The following is a 16590-nucleotide window of genomic DNA, read 5'->3' on the forward strand; positions in this document are numbered from 1 at the left end:
AGCCTAACGCCCACGTGTCATAGGGCCCCTCATCAGGGGGGAATAACCCTGATCACCCGCCAGTTCCTCCAAGCGCGGACTCATCGTTTGGACTCCAGTGTCGTACCGCGCGCGCAGTGGAACTCGACGCGTTCCGACTCATCGGTCGCGGACGGCCCGAACGAGATCCAGCCGTGCCCCCATAGCGTGACTTCGTCGCGGCGAAGGAGCAACTCGTGGCCCCCGTCGATGGTGATGCGCGTGCCGTTCGAGCTGCAATCGAGCAACACGTACCGGCCGTCGCGACGTTCGATCGATGCATGGATCCTCGACGCGTGCCGGTCATGCACGACGATGCTCATGTTCGCGCCGCGTCCGATCGTCACTAGGCCGGGCGTGGAGACTTGGCTCATTTCGATGCACCGGTCTGCGTAGCGCAGCGTCAATAACGACGACTCGGCCGAGGAATGCGAGTCGCTGCCCGCAACGGTCAAGTCGGCGCCCAGTTGCCAAATCGCTTCGTAGAGTTCGGTCGGCTGCCTTTTTCCGCGCACTTGTATCGAATAAAGTTGGCGCACCGTCTGGCGCCATCTCGTCGAAAGCAGGTCGACGGTGTCTTTGCTGGTGAGAATCTGTCCCGGCGATGCGAGCTCCCTCAACCGCGCGGCAATGTTCACGGTGTCGCCAAACACATCGCCCGAATCGTCTGGCAAAACGGAACCATGGTGCAAACCGATGCGCAAGGACATCGAAAGTCCGGCTATCGCAGGCAACTCCGCGACAGCGAGTTGCATGTCGATGGCGGCCTGCATCGCGTGCTCGGCCTCCGGAAACACCACCATGACTTCGTCGCCGATGGTCTTGACGATTCGCCCTCCGGATGCCTCCGCCTGCGATTTCATCAGCGCAATGCAGCGCGCGATCGCCTCGAAGGCGGCCATGTCGCCGACGGTCTCGTAAAGCTTGGTGCTGCCGCTGACGTCCGCGAACATCACCGACTTGCAAGAGGTGGCCGGTTTCGGTTGATCGTTCATGGGCAATTCGCCAGGTCGCGCATCAGAGGAATGTATCGGCGATGTTCGTCGAGGAGCGCTGTCCCAAAGCGTCGAAATTCGCTTCCAGCCAGGCATCGGCGCGGGCCCGCCCGAGCTCGAACAGTTCGGAGAGGAAAGCCCAGTCTGCATTGAATTTGCTCGCCGCGCCATACCGTGACATTTCCGCCTCGCCGTCGATGCTGTGGATCAGCATGCGGCGATAGCGCGAGCTGTCCAGCGCTCCGTCGTCGATGAGTCGGGTAACGAAATCGACGGCGCGCATCTCGCGCATCAACGATGAGTTGAAGCTAAGCGTATTGACGCGATCGAGGATTTCATAAGCCGTCGTCGGCACCTTGCCGATGCGGATGGGATTGACGCGGATGATCAGCACATCGCACGTATCGGTCTCGTAGATGAGCGGATAGATCGGAGGATTACCCATGTACCCGCCGTCCCAGTAGTATTCGCCGTCGATCTGCACGGCCTGGAAAAGCTGCGGCAGGCAACTCGAGGCCAGCACGGCGTGCACGGTCACGTCCTTCGTGGCGAACACGCGAATCCGGCCACTCAACACGTTGGTCGCGCACAAGAAGAGTTTCACGCTCGTATTGCGCCTCAGCAAGTCGAAATCGACTGTTTCGTCCAGCACGTCGCGCAACGGATTGAGGTTGGTCGGGTTGAGCTGGTACGGCGAGAAGATGCGCGTGAGAAAGTCGAAAGCGATCCAGGCAGGCGAAAACTCCAGGTGGCCGCCGGCCGTCCATTTCATCCAGGGATTGCAAAGAGGGCTCGCCCAAGCCCGTTCCGAGATCTTGCGCCAGAATGACGCCAGCGCGCGGCGCGCGCCCTCCTGTCCGCCGCTCACGAGACCGTACGCCAGCACCGTCGCGTTCATTGCACCCGCACTCGTGCCGCTGATCCCGTCGATTCCAATGCGATCGTCCTCGAGCAGTCGATCGAGAACGCCCCAGCTGAAAGCGCCGTGGCTGCCGCCGCCTTGCAACGCGACGTTGATTCGCCGCGTCGAGGTGTTGCCGGCAGTGGGATTTTCCGTGTCCATCGGGGTGTTCCTGGCCTATCGAGCGCTGCTGGAGGCAGCGGCGCGCTCACTCGAGGGGGCGCTGGGCTAGCCGCCAGGCGAGGTTCGAGCGGGCCTGCGCTTCGCAACGAGATCGGAACACGTCGGTATGGTAGACGTGCTCGCGAGCCAGCAACTCGTTCAGGAACCCTCGCACGGCCTGATCGTACGCGGCATCGTCGAGATCGGGACGCTCGGCCCTGAGCGACGCTTCGTCTCGGATAAAGCACGCGCGGTCGCTGGCGAGATCGGCCAGGTCGATATCGACGGTGAAACACGCGTCGAGATCGGCGGGTGTTCGTTGATGTGTCGTGGACAGAATTATGTCGCTAACGTGCTCGCAAACTGCGATGCGGCCTTGCGCTTCCGCCCGAAACCAATCGGCACTGCATTGCTCATTGTCGGGTGCGCCCGGGACGTAGATGACGTCGTGGCACCACAAGGCGAGTTCGACCGCATCGGGATCGGGGACGACAGCGCGCGCCCAGTCGAGGTCGCGAAGGCATCGGCGAATGTGGTGCAGCGTGTGGTAGTGGCGTGAGGGTTCGGCGTAACGTCCGACCAGGCACTCGTAGACGGATTCTCCGTCGGCGCCGCCGCAACGTGACCATACCGCGACGAACCGTGCTGTCTCGTTCATTGCCACCCCTTGCGCGAGGCGCAACCGCCGCCAACCCGCAGCCGAAGAGTCGCCAACTTCGCGAAGACCGCCAGACAGCGGCCGCTTCTATCATAATCGTTTGTCGGCGCTATCTGCCGAAACTTGACGAGGCATCTATGAGCTGGGCCGGCTCAGCATCGGACGCACGCGTCGCACGCGCGGCGCGCGCGTTGTCGACGTTCGACCATCTGCAAATCGCGTCGCTGTGGTTTGCGCTCTTCGCTCAATGGATGACCGTTGTACCGGTGCTTGTGCCCGATCAGATCGCGTGGCTGCTCGGACCGCACGCCGCGATGAAGGAAGGCGCGGCCGGATCGGTGATCGCGGCCGGCGCTCTGGTCGCGCTCGTCGTTTCGCCGATCGCCGGCGCGCTCTCGGATCGATGCGTCTCGCGCAAGGGCCGCAGGCGGCCATATCTCATCATCGGCACGTTCGGCATCGCGCTCGCCCTTTTATGGCTCGCCTCGTTCGGCTATCGAGGCAGCATCGTCGTCTACTCGATCGCGTTCCTGCATTTGCAATTCTGGTGGAACTGGGTCTCGGGCCCCTATGCCGGGCTGGTACCCGACGTGGTGCCCGAAACGGAGAGAAACCGGGCGAGCGCGTGGCTCAACGTGATGACGGTGGTCGGCATCGTGGGCGGCAACGCATTGCTCATCGCGCTCTATTCACCCCATCGACTTTATCCCGTCGTCGCCACGTTCATCGCGTTGACGTTCGCTTGCCTCTGGCTGACGATACGCGGCGCGCGCGAGCCGGCCGTTCATACGCCGCGCGAACGTTTCGATGCGCGCGCATTCGCGCGCTCGTTCTATCTCGATCCGCGCTTGCATCGAAATTTCTATTGGGTGCTTATCACGCGTTTCTTTTCCAATATGGGCGTGTGGTCCGTCTTCACATTCATGTTGTATTACCTACAGGACGTCATAGGCGTAAGTCGGCCCGTCAACATCCTCAACGTTCTGCTCGGCGCGGGCACTGTCCTCGCGATCCCCACTAGTCTGCTCGGCGCGCGGCTCGCGGATCGCCATGGGACCGTCGCCGTGGTGCGCGCGACGAGTTGGATCATGGCCGGCGCGGTGATCGGCTACGTGCTGCTCGCGCTTCGCCCCAGCCTCGCGATGGTCGTGCCGGTGGCGCTCGTGTTCAGCGCGGCATATGGTACCTACCAGTCCGTCGATTGGGCGCTGGCCCTCGAAGTCTTGCCCGACGGCGCCTCGGCCGGCAAGGATATGGGCATCTGGAATGTATCGATGGTGCTTCCGCAGATCGTCGGACCCGCCGTGACCGGTTGGATGCTCTCGTGGGTCAGGACGCTCGCCGGTGCTGGCCCCGCGTACATCGTGTCGTTTGCTGTCGCGGCGGGATGGTTCGTGCTGGCGGCATGGTTCGTCTCGCGCATCAGGCTTGCGCATCCAACACCGCCTGATTGAAACGGCAGGCCATCAGGGCCGGACACACCATCGCGCGAACCGAATGGGAATATCGGCGTCGCGGCAATGGTTAACATCCAATTGCCAATGAAAATTCTTCGTTTGAAGAATTAGGAGGCCGCGCCAATTTAGTGCCGTGACAAGCGAAAATTGGCGATATCCGCCAGTCCGAATCGGCTAGATTTTCCTTGTGGCGTTTTGATGAAATTGCGCTATAACGGACGAACAGCGGCCTTCAAGCGCTCTCGACCCACAAGGTCCCTCCAGGTGGCTTTAGGCATACCCAGGTTGTATGCCGACCCGCCGAGTCAGGCGTCATTCATTTCGCTTGACAAAGTAATTCCTCCACAAAAAACATTCCGGCCTCGCCGACAGCGTGCTGCGGCGAGCACATTCACTATCCGATCGCCCTTCTCGACGCCCGCGTCCATCGAGGAATCCTTCGGCCGCGGCAAGCATACGCGAGACGACGTCGTCTCTTGTGAGACGCGCTCGTCCTCAGCAAAGACAGAGGGTGTAACGGAGGAGATCATGCAACGTCGATTCGTAGCCGTCGGTATCGTTTTGCTTTTGGCCGCGGGCGCCGCGGGCGCACAGTCAGTGCCGAACGATCAGCAGCAGAGCGACCCACAACAAGTCACCGCGTCACCGCAGCAAAGCGATAAGGACTCGGCGGTTGGAGGCGTTCCCAGCACGCGAAGCGAGTATGGAAGCCCGATGACGCCCGGCTCCCGTTCTGATTGCGCGTTCCGGCCCGCCTGCGAAATCTACTTCGGCAACTAGCGGCCTCGTCGCTGGGGGAGAAGAGCCCATTCAATGAAAGTCGACGATCGTTGATGAGCGAAGCAGCTCACAATCGTGGCACCGACCGTATGTCCCCCGTCTCGTCGCCTGCGGCCGCCCGGTCGTCGGCAGGCGATGGCGGCACCGCGCCGGCCGCCAACGGCGTCACTACACCGCAATGGACCGCATGAGGCTCGCGCGGATAACGATCGTCGACCGTATCGCCGAAGCGCGCACGCACGAACGCTCGCGATAGCGCGACGCGAACATTCGCGCCTTCAGCTTCGGATGGACCGAGTCGATCGCCGAAGCGCGCGATGCAATGCGCCCTGCCTTCCTGTGCCTGCAGTTGCAAATCTCGGATCCGCTCCAGTATGTCGGCCGCGTCGCGCCACTCGTCGGTCGGCATGAAGCGCTGATTCAGTTTGCGAAACTCGCCGTGCGCAAGCGTCACGACGACGCCGGGCTCCACTTCGGCGAAACGGACTTCCTCTTCATCGTCGACGAGCGCCCGAGCACACCAATAGTCGAGCGCGCGCCCGTCGAGTTCACTGACTTTCATGGCTGCCTCCATCTGATTCGGACCTCGGCACCTCGATCTGCGCCACGAGCGGATAGTGATCGGATGCGCCGCGAGCCAGCGCGCTGCGATGCACGCCCACCGCGCCGAGCCATTCTCCGGGGTGCACCCAGATTCGATCGAGCGCGAATATCGGCCAGAATGTCGGAAAAGTGCGCGGCGCCGGCGCGCGCCGGAAATGCGTGACGAGCGCACGCAATGCGCGCCCGTGCACGAACCATTCGTTGATGTCGCCGAGCAGAATGACCGGAAGCGCGCGCGTATCGAACGCGGCGAGAAGCGTACGGACCTGCATGCTGCGTTCGCCGGCCGACAGGCCGAGATGTGTCGCGACGATTCGCAACAGCGTCGAGCCACATTCGATATCGGCATCGAGTGCGCCGCGGGGCTCGCGCCGGTGAAAGGAAAGATCGAGGACGCGCGCCTTGCGTATCGGCAGGCGGGATAGCACGGCATTGCCATAGCGGCGCCGCGGCGTGTCGAGCGTGGGCCCCTCGACTGCGTGCATGCCCGTGGTGTCGCGCAGATACGAAAGGACGTCGGGCGTATCTGAGCCGCCGAGCGGTACCTCCTGAAGCGCGACGATGTCGGCGTCGATCTCGGCGATCACGCGTGCGATGGGCTCGCCCGCTTCCCGCGCGGATCGCGTCTTGCGCATGCGCAGGCCGCCGTGGATGTTATAGGTTGCAATCCGCAGCGAGCAGACGGATGCCGATGCCCGGGCGGCGGTCTCGCGGTCGGCGGCATCGCCCGTCAGACGACGGACCGAATCGAGGCTGGTACTCATGCCGTCGTCTCGCTGGTCATTTGCGCGGCCTCAGCGAGCGTTGCAGAGCCACCGACACGCCCACGAGTGCGACACCGATGGCCGCCAGCGTCGCCATCGCGCCGATGCTCGGGTGACGAATGGCCGCGAGCAGTTGATGAGCGAACGTGACGGTCAGCACGATGCCGGGCGCCATGCCGAGCAGAGTGCCGATCAAATAATCGCGGAGACTGATGTGCGACGCACCGGCCACCAGATTGACGATCGCGAACGGCGCGATCGGGAGCAGCCGCAGCGCCATCATCGTGACGATGCCGCGCCTGCCGATTCGTTCGCTGAGCCGGTTGCCGCGTACGCCGGCCAGGCGCCGCACCGCGTCTCGGCCGAGCGACATACCGATGCCGTAGGTCGCCGCCGCCGCAAGCAGTGTGCCGACGAGCGAATAGAACACGCCGGGCCACGCACCGTACGCAAGACCGGTCGCCGCGATCAGCAAGGTGATCGGCACCGCGAGGATGGCGGCGATCACGTAAGCGGCCAGCACGATCGCTGGCGCGAACGGTAGCCCATCGATTCGCTTGGCGAAATGGGACAGCGAAGCAAGGTTCAAATAGTCGCCGAGCGAAGTGAAATGCCACAACGCCGCAAAGATAGCGATGACGAGCACCAGTGCGCCGAGCAATAGCAGCCGCGCGGTCAGCGATTTACCCTGCTCTCGCGGGATGAATTCGCGCACCAGCGCATCGGGCTTGAGCGGTTCCTCGGGATCGAGCCAGGCGTTCACGGGGATCACCTTGTCGAGGTCGCTGTTCGTCGCGGGCGCGAAATGCTGCAACGTGCGCCCTTCGCCGCGCATCAGGCTACCGATCGCGGCATTCAGGCGCCCTGTTCGATCGAGTGCCTGCGAAACAGCGGAGGCCGGCACCCCTAGATGCTCGGCGAGCAGCCGATTGCGCCAGGCGGCAATCACCGAGCAAATGCGCGGGTCGCCATTCGCGTCGATGACGATGTTGCACTCTGTGTCGAGCACCATCGACCGGTTGTTGAGGTTGGCACTGCCGACTGTAATCAGCGTATCGTCGACGATCATGCCTTTGCTGTGCACATTCAGGCAGCGATCGCCGAGTCCTTCGATATGTGGGCAATAGAGCCTGTAGTGATCGTACTCGTCCGCCTCGTTCAATACGCCGTGCAGGCGGGCGCGCAGTACGCCCATCGTCGCTTCGACGAGCCAGCCGCTTTGCATGCGTGGCGCTACGACGGCGACATCGGGCCCTCGCGGGTCGCCGAGCCGCGCGCGCAACGCCTCGCGCACGACAGCCGCCGTGAAGTACTGGTTTTCGATGTAGATGTGATGCCGGGAGGCGGCGATCATATCGGCGATGAGCGCACGCACCTGCTGGCGCGGGCCGTGCGAGCGATACGGCGGTTCCGTCAGCGAGATGCCGAGCGATACGTCGCGCAGATTGACGGGCGCCGAGCGCGGCCATGGATCGGCGGAATCTTCGCGCGCGCGTTCGGCTCGTATCGCGATGCGCTTGCCGCACGCGCGCCGCCAGCGCTCGCGCGCCAGCTCACCGATCGCGCGCGCGGCGTCTCCGTCGAACATCGTCTGGATGTCGTGAAACGGCCCATAGGTCGTGCCGTTCGGGTCGCGCCGGCGCGGATCGTCGGGCACATGCTCGGACGTATCCCAACGCGAGCGCGTGAGATCGATGCCGCCGACGAACGCGAGCCGGTCGTCGATGACGACGAACTTCTGATGATGCGATGCCCCGCGCGGATGCACTCCGTCCAGCCGGAAGACCACGCCTCGCTGCGAGCGCCAGCCCGTCTGATAAACGGGCATCCACTCGCGCTCGAAAGCATAGATCATCGCGAAATCCCACGCGAGCACGTAAATGCGCAGCCGGCGTCGAGCGGCCGAGAGCGCCTGCAGGAATTCGCCGAGCAGCTCCGGAAAGCCGTCGTTCGCGCCCTCGGGCACGAGCTTCACGCGGCTGTTGATGTCCCAGCCGACGATGAATACGGTGCGTTGCGCACGCGTGAGCGCATCGCGTAGGACTGCGAAATAATGTTGGGCGTCGACGAGCAGACTGAAACGATCCGCATGGCGGATCGCCTCGCAATTGCGCCCCGCTTCGAGCAGACCATGGCGCGCCATCGGCGCGGCTTGCGCCGATGGCAAGGCCGAGCGTTCGGCGGTATCCGGCGGAGGATGCCTCGATGGCTGCGTGGCGACGTCGGCGGTCATCGGCGCTCCTCGTCAAAGGATCGGCACGCCGCCCGTCACCGCGACCGTTGCTCCTGAAACATAGCTTGCTTCGTCGCTCGCCAGCAGCACGTACACCGGCGCCAACTCGGCCGGCTGGCCCGGGCGCTTCATGGGCGTCTGCTGCCCGAACTGCCGCACGTTGTCCGGCGGCAGCGTCGCTGGGATCAGCGGCGTCCAGATCGGCCCCGGCGCGACGCAGTTCGAGCGGATTCCGCGTTCGGCGAGCAATCCGGCGAGCCCGCCCGTAAAATTTTGAATCGCACCCTTCGTCGTCGCATACGGCAGCAGCGTAGGCCGCGGCTTGTCCGCATTGACCGAGGTCGTGTTGATGATCGCACTGCCCGGCTTCATGTGCGGCAGCGCCGCCTTCACGAGACGGAACATCGCGCCGATATTGACATCGAACGTGCGATCCCATTCATCGTCGGTGATTTCCTCGACCGATTCGTGGTCCATCTGGTAAGCCGCGTTGTTGACGAGCACGTCGACGCGGCCGAATTCCGCGATCGCACGGGCGACTACCTCACCGCAATGCTTGCGGTCCGCAAGATCGCCGGCCACGAGCACCGCCTTGCGGCCGGCCTTCTCGACCCACGACGCCGTTTCGCGTGCGTCCTCGTGCTCATCGAAATATGAAATCAGGACATCGGCGCCCTCCCGGGCGAACGCGATGGCGACCGCGCGTCCGATCCCGCTGTCGCCGCCCGTGATGATCGCCGCTTTGCCTGCGAGCCGGTCATGCCCGCGATAGCTCTGCTCGCCGTGATCGGGCTTTGGATTCATCGGCGCCGTCTTGCCCGGCACGTCGCTTTGCTGTTGCTCGGGCATCGGCGGTGTCGGCTTGCTTGTCATTTCGGCTCCTTTCAGTCGTAAAAGCGAAACTGAGTGAACCTCGACAGCGCAGCAACGTGCGTGCCTCGCTTTGCGCCATATGGAATGAAACCTGGAATGATGCGGGCTCGGGGTTCATTGCCGATCCGAGCTGCACGCGCTTCGGGATATCAACAGGTCTCGCATCGGCTTCCGACATGGCGCAAAAAACCCTCAAGCCGTATAGCTGGCCTTGGCCTCTTCCAGATACTCCGCAACCCGCTTCGCAGGGCGAGCGATGAGCGATTCAAGATGGTCTGTCACGATAGAAAGGTTGCCGGCTCGAATTTCCGCCTCTGCTGAGACCAATACAGGGATAAATTGGCCAGGAACCCCCGCCGCTCTCAGCCCCGCGGCGAACTGTTCGTCGGTCACCCGGACGACGGCAAGAGGCTGGCCTGTGGCCTGGCGAGCGAGGTCGGCGATTTCTTCGTTGGACAGCGCCTCGGGACCTGTGAGCGTATATGTCCGACTTTCAGGCGTCGGCGCAGTCAGCGCTGCAGCAATCGCTTCTGCCACGTCCTCCCGTGCGGCGTAAGACGTTCTTCCACCTTCAGATGCGAAATGCCATTGCCCACTCTTCAGGGCACCCGGGAGCGACATGAGCAAATTCTCCTGATACCAGCTATTTCGGAAAATCACGTGCGGCAGACCGGTGGCCTTGATGGCCCGCTCGGTTTCCAGATGGTCCGGTGCGAAGGTCAGAAGCGAGCTGTCCGGATTGGGCAGCGACGTGTAAGCGAGACGCTCGACACCTGCCGCGACGGCGGACGAGACCGCATTGCGATGCTGCTTCAGTCTTGTGCCGGCATCGTCGAGGGCATCCGTCGAAATGATGAGAACGGTACTGGCACCTTTGAAAGCTTTGGTCAGGTCTTGCGGATCTTCAAAGTCAGCTTGACGAACCTCGATGCCCGCTGCCGCAAGCTCGGCGAGCTTTTCGGGGCTGCGAGTTCCTGCGATGATGCGCTCGTGCGTCACGCCGCGCACAAGCAGGTGTTTGATGACCAGCCGACCCAGTTGACCGGATGCGCCGGTGACGAAAATCGTGTCGTTCATGGACTAGCCTCATTCTAAGTGTTACTCTCATTTTGAGAGCGACTCGATAATCAGGCTTTGGCTCTCTTCCGTAAAGAAGGCAGTTTTTCAGGAGATAGTTACCAAATGGGAACCACCAAAGCGCGGGCCAGTGCTCTCAAAACCAAGCTGGACGACGTCCGAAACAAATACGGCTCAATCACGAACTGCCCGGTGCGCGACGTCATTGACGTCATCAATGGCCGATGGAGCTCGTTGCTGATGATGGCGCTGGCCGAGCACCCGTGTCGATTCGGTGTGCTTCGCCGGTTGGTACCCGACATTTCGCAGCGAATGCTCACGCAGACACTTCATGAGTTACAACGCGACGGCTATGTGCATCGAGAGGTCTTCCCGACGAAGCCGCCGGGCGTCGAATACAGCCTGACCGACCTCGGTCGTTCGATGTTCAAGGCGTTGAAGGTCCTGATCGAGTGGGCCGACGAGAATCATGCTCGAGTCACAGCGGCTCGCCTGCGCTTTGATAACAAGAAGGAAGCTGCGTAAGAGGCGTCGCCCGGCGCTCACTGAATAGGCATGCATGCGGGGTGGTCGAGACCGCGCCGCCGCCGGGGCCGGTGGAGTTCACGATTTTCTGCCCGGCGAATCTGCGGCGAGCTCCTTGTCTGGTCGGGATGAAATAAAGGGCTCGTCGAGCTCATCGCGCTCGAAGCGCCCATAGCGCAGCGCGAGCGTCGGCAGCACGATCAGATTCAGCGCGGTGGAGGTAATCAAGCCGCCCAGAATGACGATCGCCATTGGCCCCTCGATTTCATTGCCGGCCGCGCCGCTCGTGAGCGCGAGCGGCAGCAGCGCCAGCGCGGTAACGAGCGCGGTCATCAGGATCGGCACCAGTCGTTCCGATGCGCCGCGCACAGCGGTATCGACCCGCCATGGCAGCCCATCCACATGCACGAGGTGCTCGTAGTGGCTGATCAACATGATCGAGTTGCGCAACGATATGCCGAAGAGTGTGACGAAGCCGACCATGCTTCCGAGCGAAAGATTGGCGCCGGTCAGCACGACGCTCAGCACGCCGCCCACGAGCGCAAACGGCAAATTCACCATGACCAGCCATACGCCGCGGCGGCTCCTCAACGCGAGGAAAAGCAGCAGCGTAATGCCGATCAGCGAAATCGAGCCATAGGCGATCAGATCGCGCTGCGACTGCGCGCGAGCCTCGCTTTGCCCACCGAATACCGCATAAGTGCCGGCAGGCATCGTGATGTCGCGGGCGAGCCGTGCTTGTGCTTCTTTCACGAAGTCGCTGATCGAGCGATTGCCCAGATTGACCGATACCGTCTGCACGCGTTGGCCTCCGTCGTGCGTGATCTGATAGCGGCCGGAGACTTGGCGAATCGTCGCGAGGGTGCCAAGCGGAACCGCAAGTCCATCGGTATTGCGCACCATGAGCTTGTCAATGTCGCCGAGCGTCCGGCGCGCAGCTGGGGCAAGCGTTACGGTCACGTCGTAGGTGCGGCTGCCCTCGTAAATCTGCGATACGGTGACACCCTCGTACGCCGCCTGGATCGCATCGAGGACTTCGACGGGCCTGAGGCCTAAGCGGCTCAGCTCGTCGGGCTTGAGCTTCACGTCGAGTTCGGGGATGCCTGGCGGCGAAGCGACCTGAACGCTTGCCACACCGCGAATCGTCCCGATGAGGCGAGCAATTTTCTGTGCGGTGCGGTCGATGACATCGAGGTCGTTGCCGAACACGTTCACCACGACGGGAGCCGTCACCCCTGAAATTGTCTCGTCGATGCGTTCGACGAGAAACGTATTGACGGATGTCGTGAGCCCTGGAAAGCGCGCGAGCGCCTGCCGAATCCGGTATAGGGCCCAGCGTTGCTCCGATGCGCTCATCGGCTCGAGATCGACCTCGAATTCGGAGAGCTGCACGCCGGTCGGATCGACGACACCATTCGCGCGTCCCGCTCTTTGTGCCACGAGGCGTACGCCGGGCACTTGCATCAACGCCTTGGATACGAGCGCGCCGATACGCATCGACTCGGCAAGCGAGGTACCGGGTCGAAGCCCCATATGCACCGTGTAGTTCCCCTCGCGCAATTGCGGGATGAAGTTCCCGCTCAGGAACGGCAGCGATGCCAGCGCCACCACGCACACGAGCGCCACAATCGCAATGACGGCCTTCGCATGCACCTCGATCCTCACCAACAGTGCGGTGTAGTACGACTTCAGACGCGCGATCATGCGCGGCTCGTGTTCGGGCAGCGGCGCGCGCACGAGGATCCCCAGCGCCATCGCGGGCGTAAGCGTCAGCGCCACGGCGAGCGAGGCCAATACGGCGAGGATGTAATCGCATCGTCGACCACCTCGCCCAGTGCGATGGCGAGGCCTCCGAGCGTCATCGTATTCATGCTCACGCCGAACGAGACGAGCACGATGATCGCGATGAGCAGCGAGAGCGGAATCGCCACCGCGGAAATCACGGCGGTGCGCACGTTGAGTAAGAAGAGGAACAGAACCGCGACGACAAGGACGGCGCCGACTACGAGCGCCGTGCGCAGATGACCGATCGCCATTTCGATGAAATTGGCCGGCCGGAACACGTTCGCGGTGACGTCGACACTTTGCTTCGCGAGCACCGGCTCCAGCGCAGCCAATTTCTTTTCGATGTCTCGGGTGACGGCCATCGTGTTGGTGCCATACTGGCTTTCGAGCTCCAGCATGACGCCGGGCGTACCCATGATCGGCGCTGCCCCGACAGGCGGTGCGCTGCCCCAAGCTACATTGGCCACGTCGCCCAGGCGAGCGGCCGCCCCATTACTCGTGCGCAGCACCACCCCGGCGAGCTTGCCAGGCGTGGCAATTTGACCGTCGGCATTGACGGCGATGCGCTGGTTGTCGTTCTCGACGAATCCCGCGCCGCGCACACCGGTGGACTGCCGTGCCGCGGCAATCACGTCTTGCATCGACAATCCATAGTGCATCAGCTTGGTCGGGTCGACCTGGATCTGCATCTGGCGCGCCTCGCCGCCGAATACGATGACGTCAGCCACCCCGGGTACGTTGAGCAGTTGCGGCGCGATGGTCCACTGAGCGATGTCGTACAGGTCCATCTGCGAGCGCGTCTTCGATGTGAGGCCGATGATGCGCACGACGCTCGTCGTCGTGGTGAGCGGCAGCAGCCTCGGCGGTCGAACGCCCACAGGGAGGGTGGCGGAGAGCCCGTTGATACGCTCGGTCACGAGTTGACGCACCTGCATTACGTCCGAGCGGTCGGTGAAGACAAGCGTGATGGCGGAAAGACCCTGGATCGATCTCGATCGCATCGATTGGAGGCCGAGCATGCCCCCGAGCGCGTTTTCGATCGGCTGAGTCACGAGGGTTTCGACTTGCTCACTCGTCAGCCCCGGCGCTTCAGTCTGCACGAGGCTCATCGGCGGGGCGAACTCGGGAAACACGTCGAGCTTCGCGCGCGTCATTGCGAATACGCCGTAGCCGGCTGCTATGACCGCCAGCGCGTAGACGATGCCGCGAAGGCGCAGTGAGAAGCGGATGGTCGAGTTGAGCATGGATCCGGGGGCGGCGTTGAACGGGGCTGAGAGCGACGGTCAGTCGTCACACTCGGGCGGATCCTTGCACGCCGCTCCGATCCCCTGTGGCTTGAGCTCCTCGGAGAGCAACAATTGCGCACCTTGCGTGACAACTTCATCACCCATGCGAAACCCGGAAGTCACAATGAAGCCGCGACTTCTCTCATCGCCGGCCGATACGTATCGGCGCGTAAAGCGATCGGAAGACGTGCGGACATACGCCCAGGTCTGTCCGCCGTACCAGACCACCGCCTGATCGGGAATCAAGAGCCCCGAACGCGCCTCGCTCGGCATGGGAATCTTCGCGCTCGTATGCAAGCCGGCGGGCAACGCCCGCGCCGCGACATAGAACCAAGGGTTGCCTTGCACGGCCGGGTCGGCGAAGGGCGACGCCGATAGCTTTCGCGCCGGCACGGGCTGCCCGTCGGGGGCCTGCACCGTGATCAGGGCCGGCGCGGCTTCGGCAAAGTTCGCGGGCAACGTGACACGCACGACGACCGCCTGCCCCGATTGCAACCATTCGAACAGGTCCGATTTCGGCATCGTCGCGGCGTTGGTGAGCGCATCGCCGAACTGCTGCCGCATCGCTGCATCGATCCCATCGAGCGCTGCTTTGGCCGACTGCAGTTTCGCCTCGTCGATCTGCATCGCCGAGCGAGCCTCCTCGAGGCTCTTCTGAGAGACGTTGCGATCGTCCGCAAACAGCGTGCGGTTGCGCTCGTATTGCGCCCGCGAGCTCGCCGCCTGCGCCCTGAATGTGCCCACGTCCGCTTGAGCCGCAGCCTGTCGATTGCGCAGGTCGAAAAGCGGCTGCAGATCGATCACCGTCGCATAAGCGCTGACATCGGGCTGATCGCTGACAGCGGCAAGCGGCGCGACCGTGATGTGGCTTGCGCGCTGCGCGGCTAAGCTCACGACGACCACCGTTTCCCCGTTGACGGTCTGCACGGCAGGCTGCGAGCGTGGCTGCGCGATCGCAGCGGGGGCATGAACAGCCGATGCGACGAGCGTCCGATGGATGTACCAGCCGGCGCCTCCGGCCAGCGCCAGCGAGACGACAATGAAGAGCATCAATCGAGGTTTCATCGTGCTTGTGCCTCGCTCATGGTGTGGCGCACCGCGCCGTGGCCGAACGGCTGCTGCATCGCGTCCTCGATCGCCCCGGCCGCCTGCTGCACGGCGACCTCCGCGTCCAAGCGTGCGATTTCGCTGGTTTGATAATCGGCGACGGCCTGGGTGTACGTCAGGCGGTCGATATTGCCGGCGGCAAAGGCCGAGGCCTCGCTGTTGACCTGTTTGCGTGCGTCGGCCAAATGCGCATCGGACAAGCGCAACGCCTCGAGGCTCGAGCGGTAATGTGCGAGCGCGTGATCGAGATCGCCGAGGATTGCGTCCTGCAACGCCGCCGTGCGCGTGGCCGCCTCTTTGCGCTTCGCTTCCGCTTCGCGAATGCCGCCTTCGTTCCGATCGAAAATCGGCAACGTAATACCGGCCAAACCAAACGCGATCCGGTTGATGCCCGTGTCGTACGAATAGCCCGGACCCAGATGAATGTCCGGATACTGCTTCGCGACTTCCAGCTGCAGTGCCGATTCGGCCGCGGCGTAATCGGCGAGCGACGCGAGCAGGTCGGCGCGATGGAAGATGGCCTCGCGTTGCGCATCCGCGGCCGGCGGTGCCGGCGGCGCCGCACGGAACTCATCGAGGTCGTACTGGACGCCGTCGAGCGCGGCAACAGGCAGGCCGATGGCCACCGCCAGCTGCGCGCGTGCATTCTCCTCGACGCTTCTTGCAGCGGCAAGATCGCTCTGCGCCTGGGTATCGGCCAGCACGGCCGCATCGACATCGGGCCGCGAGAACTGCCCGAGCTCGAGGCGCTTGCGGCTCATCTCGGCGATCCGCCGCTCGGCCTCGGCCTTCCGGGACAGAATCGCGATACGCTCGCGAGCCGCATAGAGCGCAAGCAGCGCGACACGCACCTGCGAACGAACCTTCCATGCTTCGCTGGCGATGGTGAGACGCGCGGCTTCGGAGAGGTGCGATGCCTGATCGACGCGATAGCCTCGCTTGTGCGCGGTCTCGATGGGAATATCGAGTGCGGGACCCGTTGTATAGGGCGCACCCGGACCGGGGTTGGGCGTCGCATATTGAAACGGCAGCGTGAGGACGGGATTGGGAATCGCATTGGCGACGTCGATCCCCGCGTTGGCCGTGCCCCACTGCGCGCGTGCGATGTCGAGTGTCGGGCTGTAGTACCACGCCGCCATGCTGAGCGTCTCGCTGTTCCACCGCGTCGGAGGCCACGGCGCGATATCGTGGCCCAATTCACGTGCGATGTAGACGTGCAGGCCTTCGCTCGTCAGCGAACGATGTTCGAATTGTCGGGCGAGCTCGATCGGGGCGATCGGCTGCGCGTGATAGGTCGCGCAACCGGCGAGCCAAGCGAACGCAATCAATGTCGCTTTGCGCATTGCGGACTCCGTTAGCCCGCTGC

General features: G+C 63.4%; 13 protein-coding genes and 1 pseudogene. 3 read left to right on the forward strand and 11 right to left on the reverse strand.

The genetic code is table 11. The features are described 5' to 3' along the window. Positions 1 to 80 precede the first annotated feature (80 nt). Genes C9I57_RS13450 through C9I57_RS13460 form a run of 3 tightly spaced genes read right to left on the reverse strand, consistent with a single transcriptional unit; the run spans position 81 to position 2734 of the window. Positions 81 to 1013 (reverse strand): adenylate/guanylate cyclase domain-containing protein, encoded by a 933-nt coding sequence (locus tag C9I57_RS13450; protein ID WP_107151179.1) that lies wholly within the window; start codon positions 1011 to 1013, stop codon positions 81 to 83. 22 nt (positions 1014 to 1035) lie between these two features. Then, positions 1036 to 2076 carry a patatin-like phospholipase family protein gene (locus C9I57_RS13455; RefSeq protein WP_107151180.1) on the reverse strand — a complete coding sequence of 347 codons (1041 nt, stop codon included), beginning with the start codon at positions 2074 to 2076 and terminating at the stop codon, positions 1036 to 1038. A 46-nt stretch (positions 2077 to 2122) separates the two neighbouring features. Next, on the reverse strand, positions 2123 to 2734 hold the full coding sequence (locus C9I57_RS13460) for an HD domain-containing protein (protein ID WP_107151181.1): 612 nt from the start codon (positions 2732 to 2734) through the stop codon (positions 2123 to 2125). Between the two features lie 137 nt (positions 2735 to 2871). Here C9I57_RS13460 and C9I57_RS13465 point away from each other — a divergent pair, with 137 nt between their 5' ends. Together C9I57_RS13465 and C9I57_RS32750 are read left to right on the forward strand one after the other, a co-directional pair. Continuing rightward, complete coding sequence (locus C9I57_RS13465) at positions 2872 to 4188, forward strand: MFS transporter (protein WP_107151182.1); 1317 nt, start codon at positions 2872 to 2874, stop codon at positions 4186 to 4188. Positions 4189 to 4719: 531 nt separating this feature from the next. Further along, complete coding sequence (locus C9I57_RS32750; RefSeq protein ID WP_107151183.1) at positions 4720 to 4971, forward strand: hypothetical protein; 252 nt, start codon at positions 4720 to 4722, stop codon at positions 4969 to 4971. Positions 4972 to 5038: 67 nt separating this feature from the next. On the opposite strand, the gene C9I57_RS13475 is transcribed toward C9I57_RS32750, so the two are convergent. The 5 genes from C9I57_RS13475 to C9I57_RS13495 all read right to left on the reverse strand — a co-directional run bounded on the left by C9I57_RS13475 (position 5039) and on the right by C9I57_RS13495 (position 10521). Beyond that, a complete protein-coding gene (locus C9I57_RS13475) occupies positions 5039 to 5533 on the reverse strand; it encodes a phage protein NinX family protein (protein WP_107151184.1) in 495 nt (164 codons plus the stop codon). Beyond that, positions 5520 to 6338 (reverse strand): endonuclease/exonuclease/phosphatase family protein, encoded by an 819-nt coding sequence (locus C9I57_RS13480; protein ID WP_107151185.1) that lies wholly within the window; start codon positions 6336 to 6338, stop codon positions 5520 to 5522. The genes C9I57_RS13475 and C9I57_RS13480 overlap by 14 nt, the downstream gene beginning before the upstream one ends. A 16-nt stretch (positions 6339 to 6354) precedes the next feature. Continuing rightward, a complete protein-coding gene (locus C9I57_RS13485; RefSeq protein ID WP_107151186.1) occupies positions 6355 to 8571 on the reverse strand; it encodes a VTT domain-containing protein in 2217 nt (738 codons plus the stop codon). Positions 8572 to 8583: 12 nt separating this feature from the next. Further along, the gene (locus C9I57_RS13490) at positions 8584 to 9444 is read right to left on the reverse strand and encodes an SDR family oxidoreductase (RefSeq protein WP_107151187.1); all 861 of its coding nucleotides are present in this window, start codon (positions 9442 to 9444) and stop codon (positions 8584 to 8586) included. A gap of 192 nt (positions 9445 to 9636) precedes the next feature. Continuing rightward, the gene (locus C9I57_RS13495) at positions 9637 to 10521 is read right to left on the reverse strand and encodes an SDR family oxidoreductase (RefSeq protein WP_107151188.1); all 885 of its coding nucleotides are present in this window, start codon (positions 10519 to 10521) and stop codon (positions 9637 to 9639) included. Between the two features lie 57 nt (positions 10522 to 10578). Between C9I57_RS13495 and C9I57_RS13500 the strand changes: the two genes are divergently transcribed. Next, positions 10579 to 11046 (forward strand): winged helix-turn-helix transcriptional regulator, encoded by a 468-nt coding sequence (locus C9I57_RS13500; protein ID WP_258187630.1) that lies wholly within the window; start codon positions 10579 to 10581, stop codon positions 11044 to 11046. 78 nt (positions 11047 to 11124) lie between these two features. Here the strand turns inward: C9I57_RS13500 and C9I57_RS13505 are convergent. The 3 genes and pseudogenes from C9I57_RS13505 to C9I57_RS13515 form a co-directional block, all read right to left on the reverse strand. Continuing rightward, positions 11125 to 14075 (reverse strand): annotated as a pseudogene (locus C9I57_RS13505) (efflux RND transporter permease subunit). Between the two features lie 39 nt (positions 14076 to 14114). Next, on the reverse strand, positions 14115 to 15182 hold the full coding sequence (locus C9I57_RS13510; protein WP_107151190.1) for an efflux RND transporter periplasmic adaptor subunit: 1068 nt from the start codon (positions 15180 to 15182) through the stop codon (positions 14115 to 14117). Then, positions 15179 to 16567, reverse strand: a complete 1389-nt coding sequence (locus C9I57_RS13515; RefSeq protein WP_107151191.1) for a TolC family protein — start codon at positions 16565 to 16567, stop codon at positions 15179 to 15181. Before C9I57_RS13515 ends, C9I57_RS13510 begins: the two co-directional genes overlap by 4 nt. Positions 16568 to 16590: the final 23 nt, after the last annotated feature.

The organism is Trinickia symbiotica, from assembly GCF_003028655.1.
In the GTDB taxonomy this organism is placed as follows: domain Bacteria; phylum Pseudomonadota; class Gammaproteobacteria; order Burkholderiales; family Burkholderiaceae; genus Trinickia; species Trinickia symbiotica_A.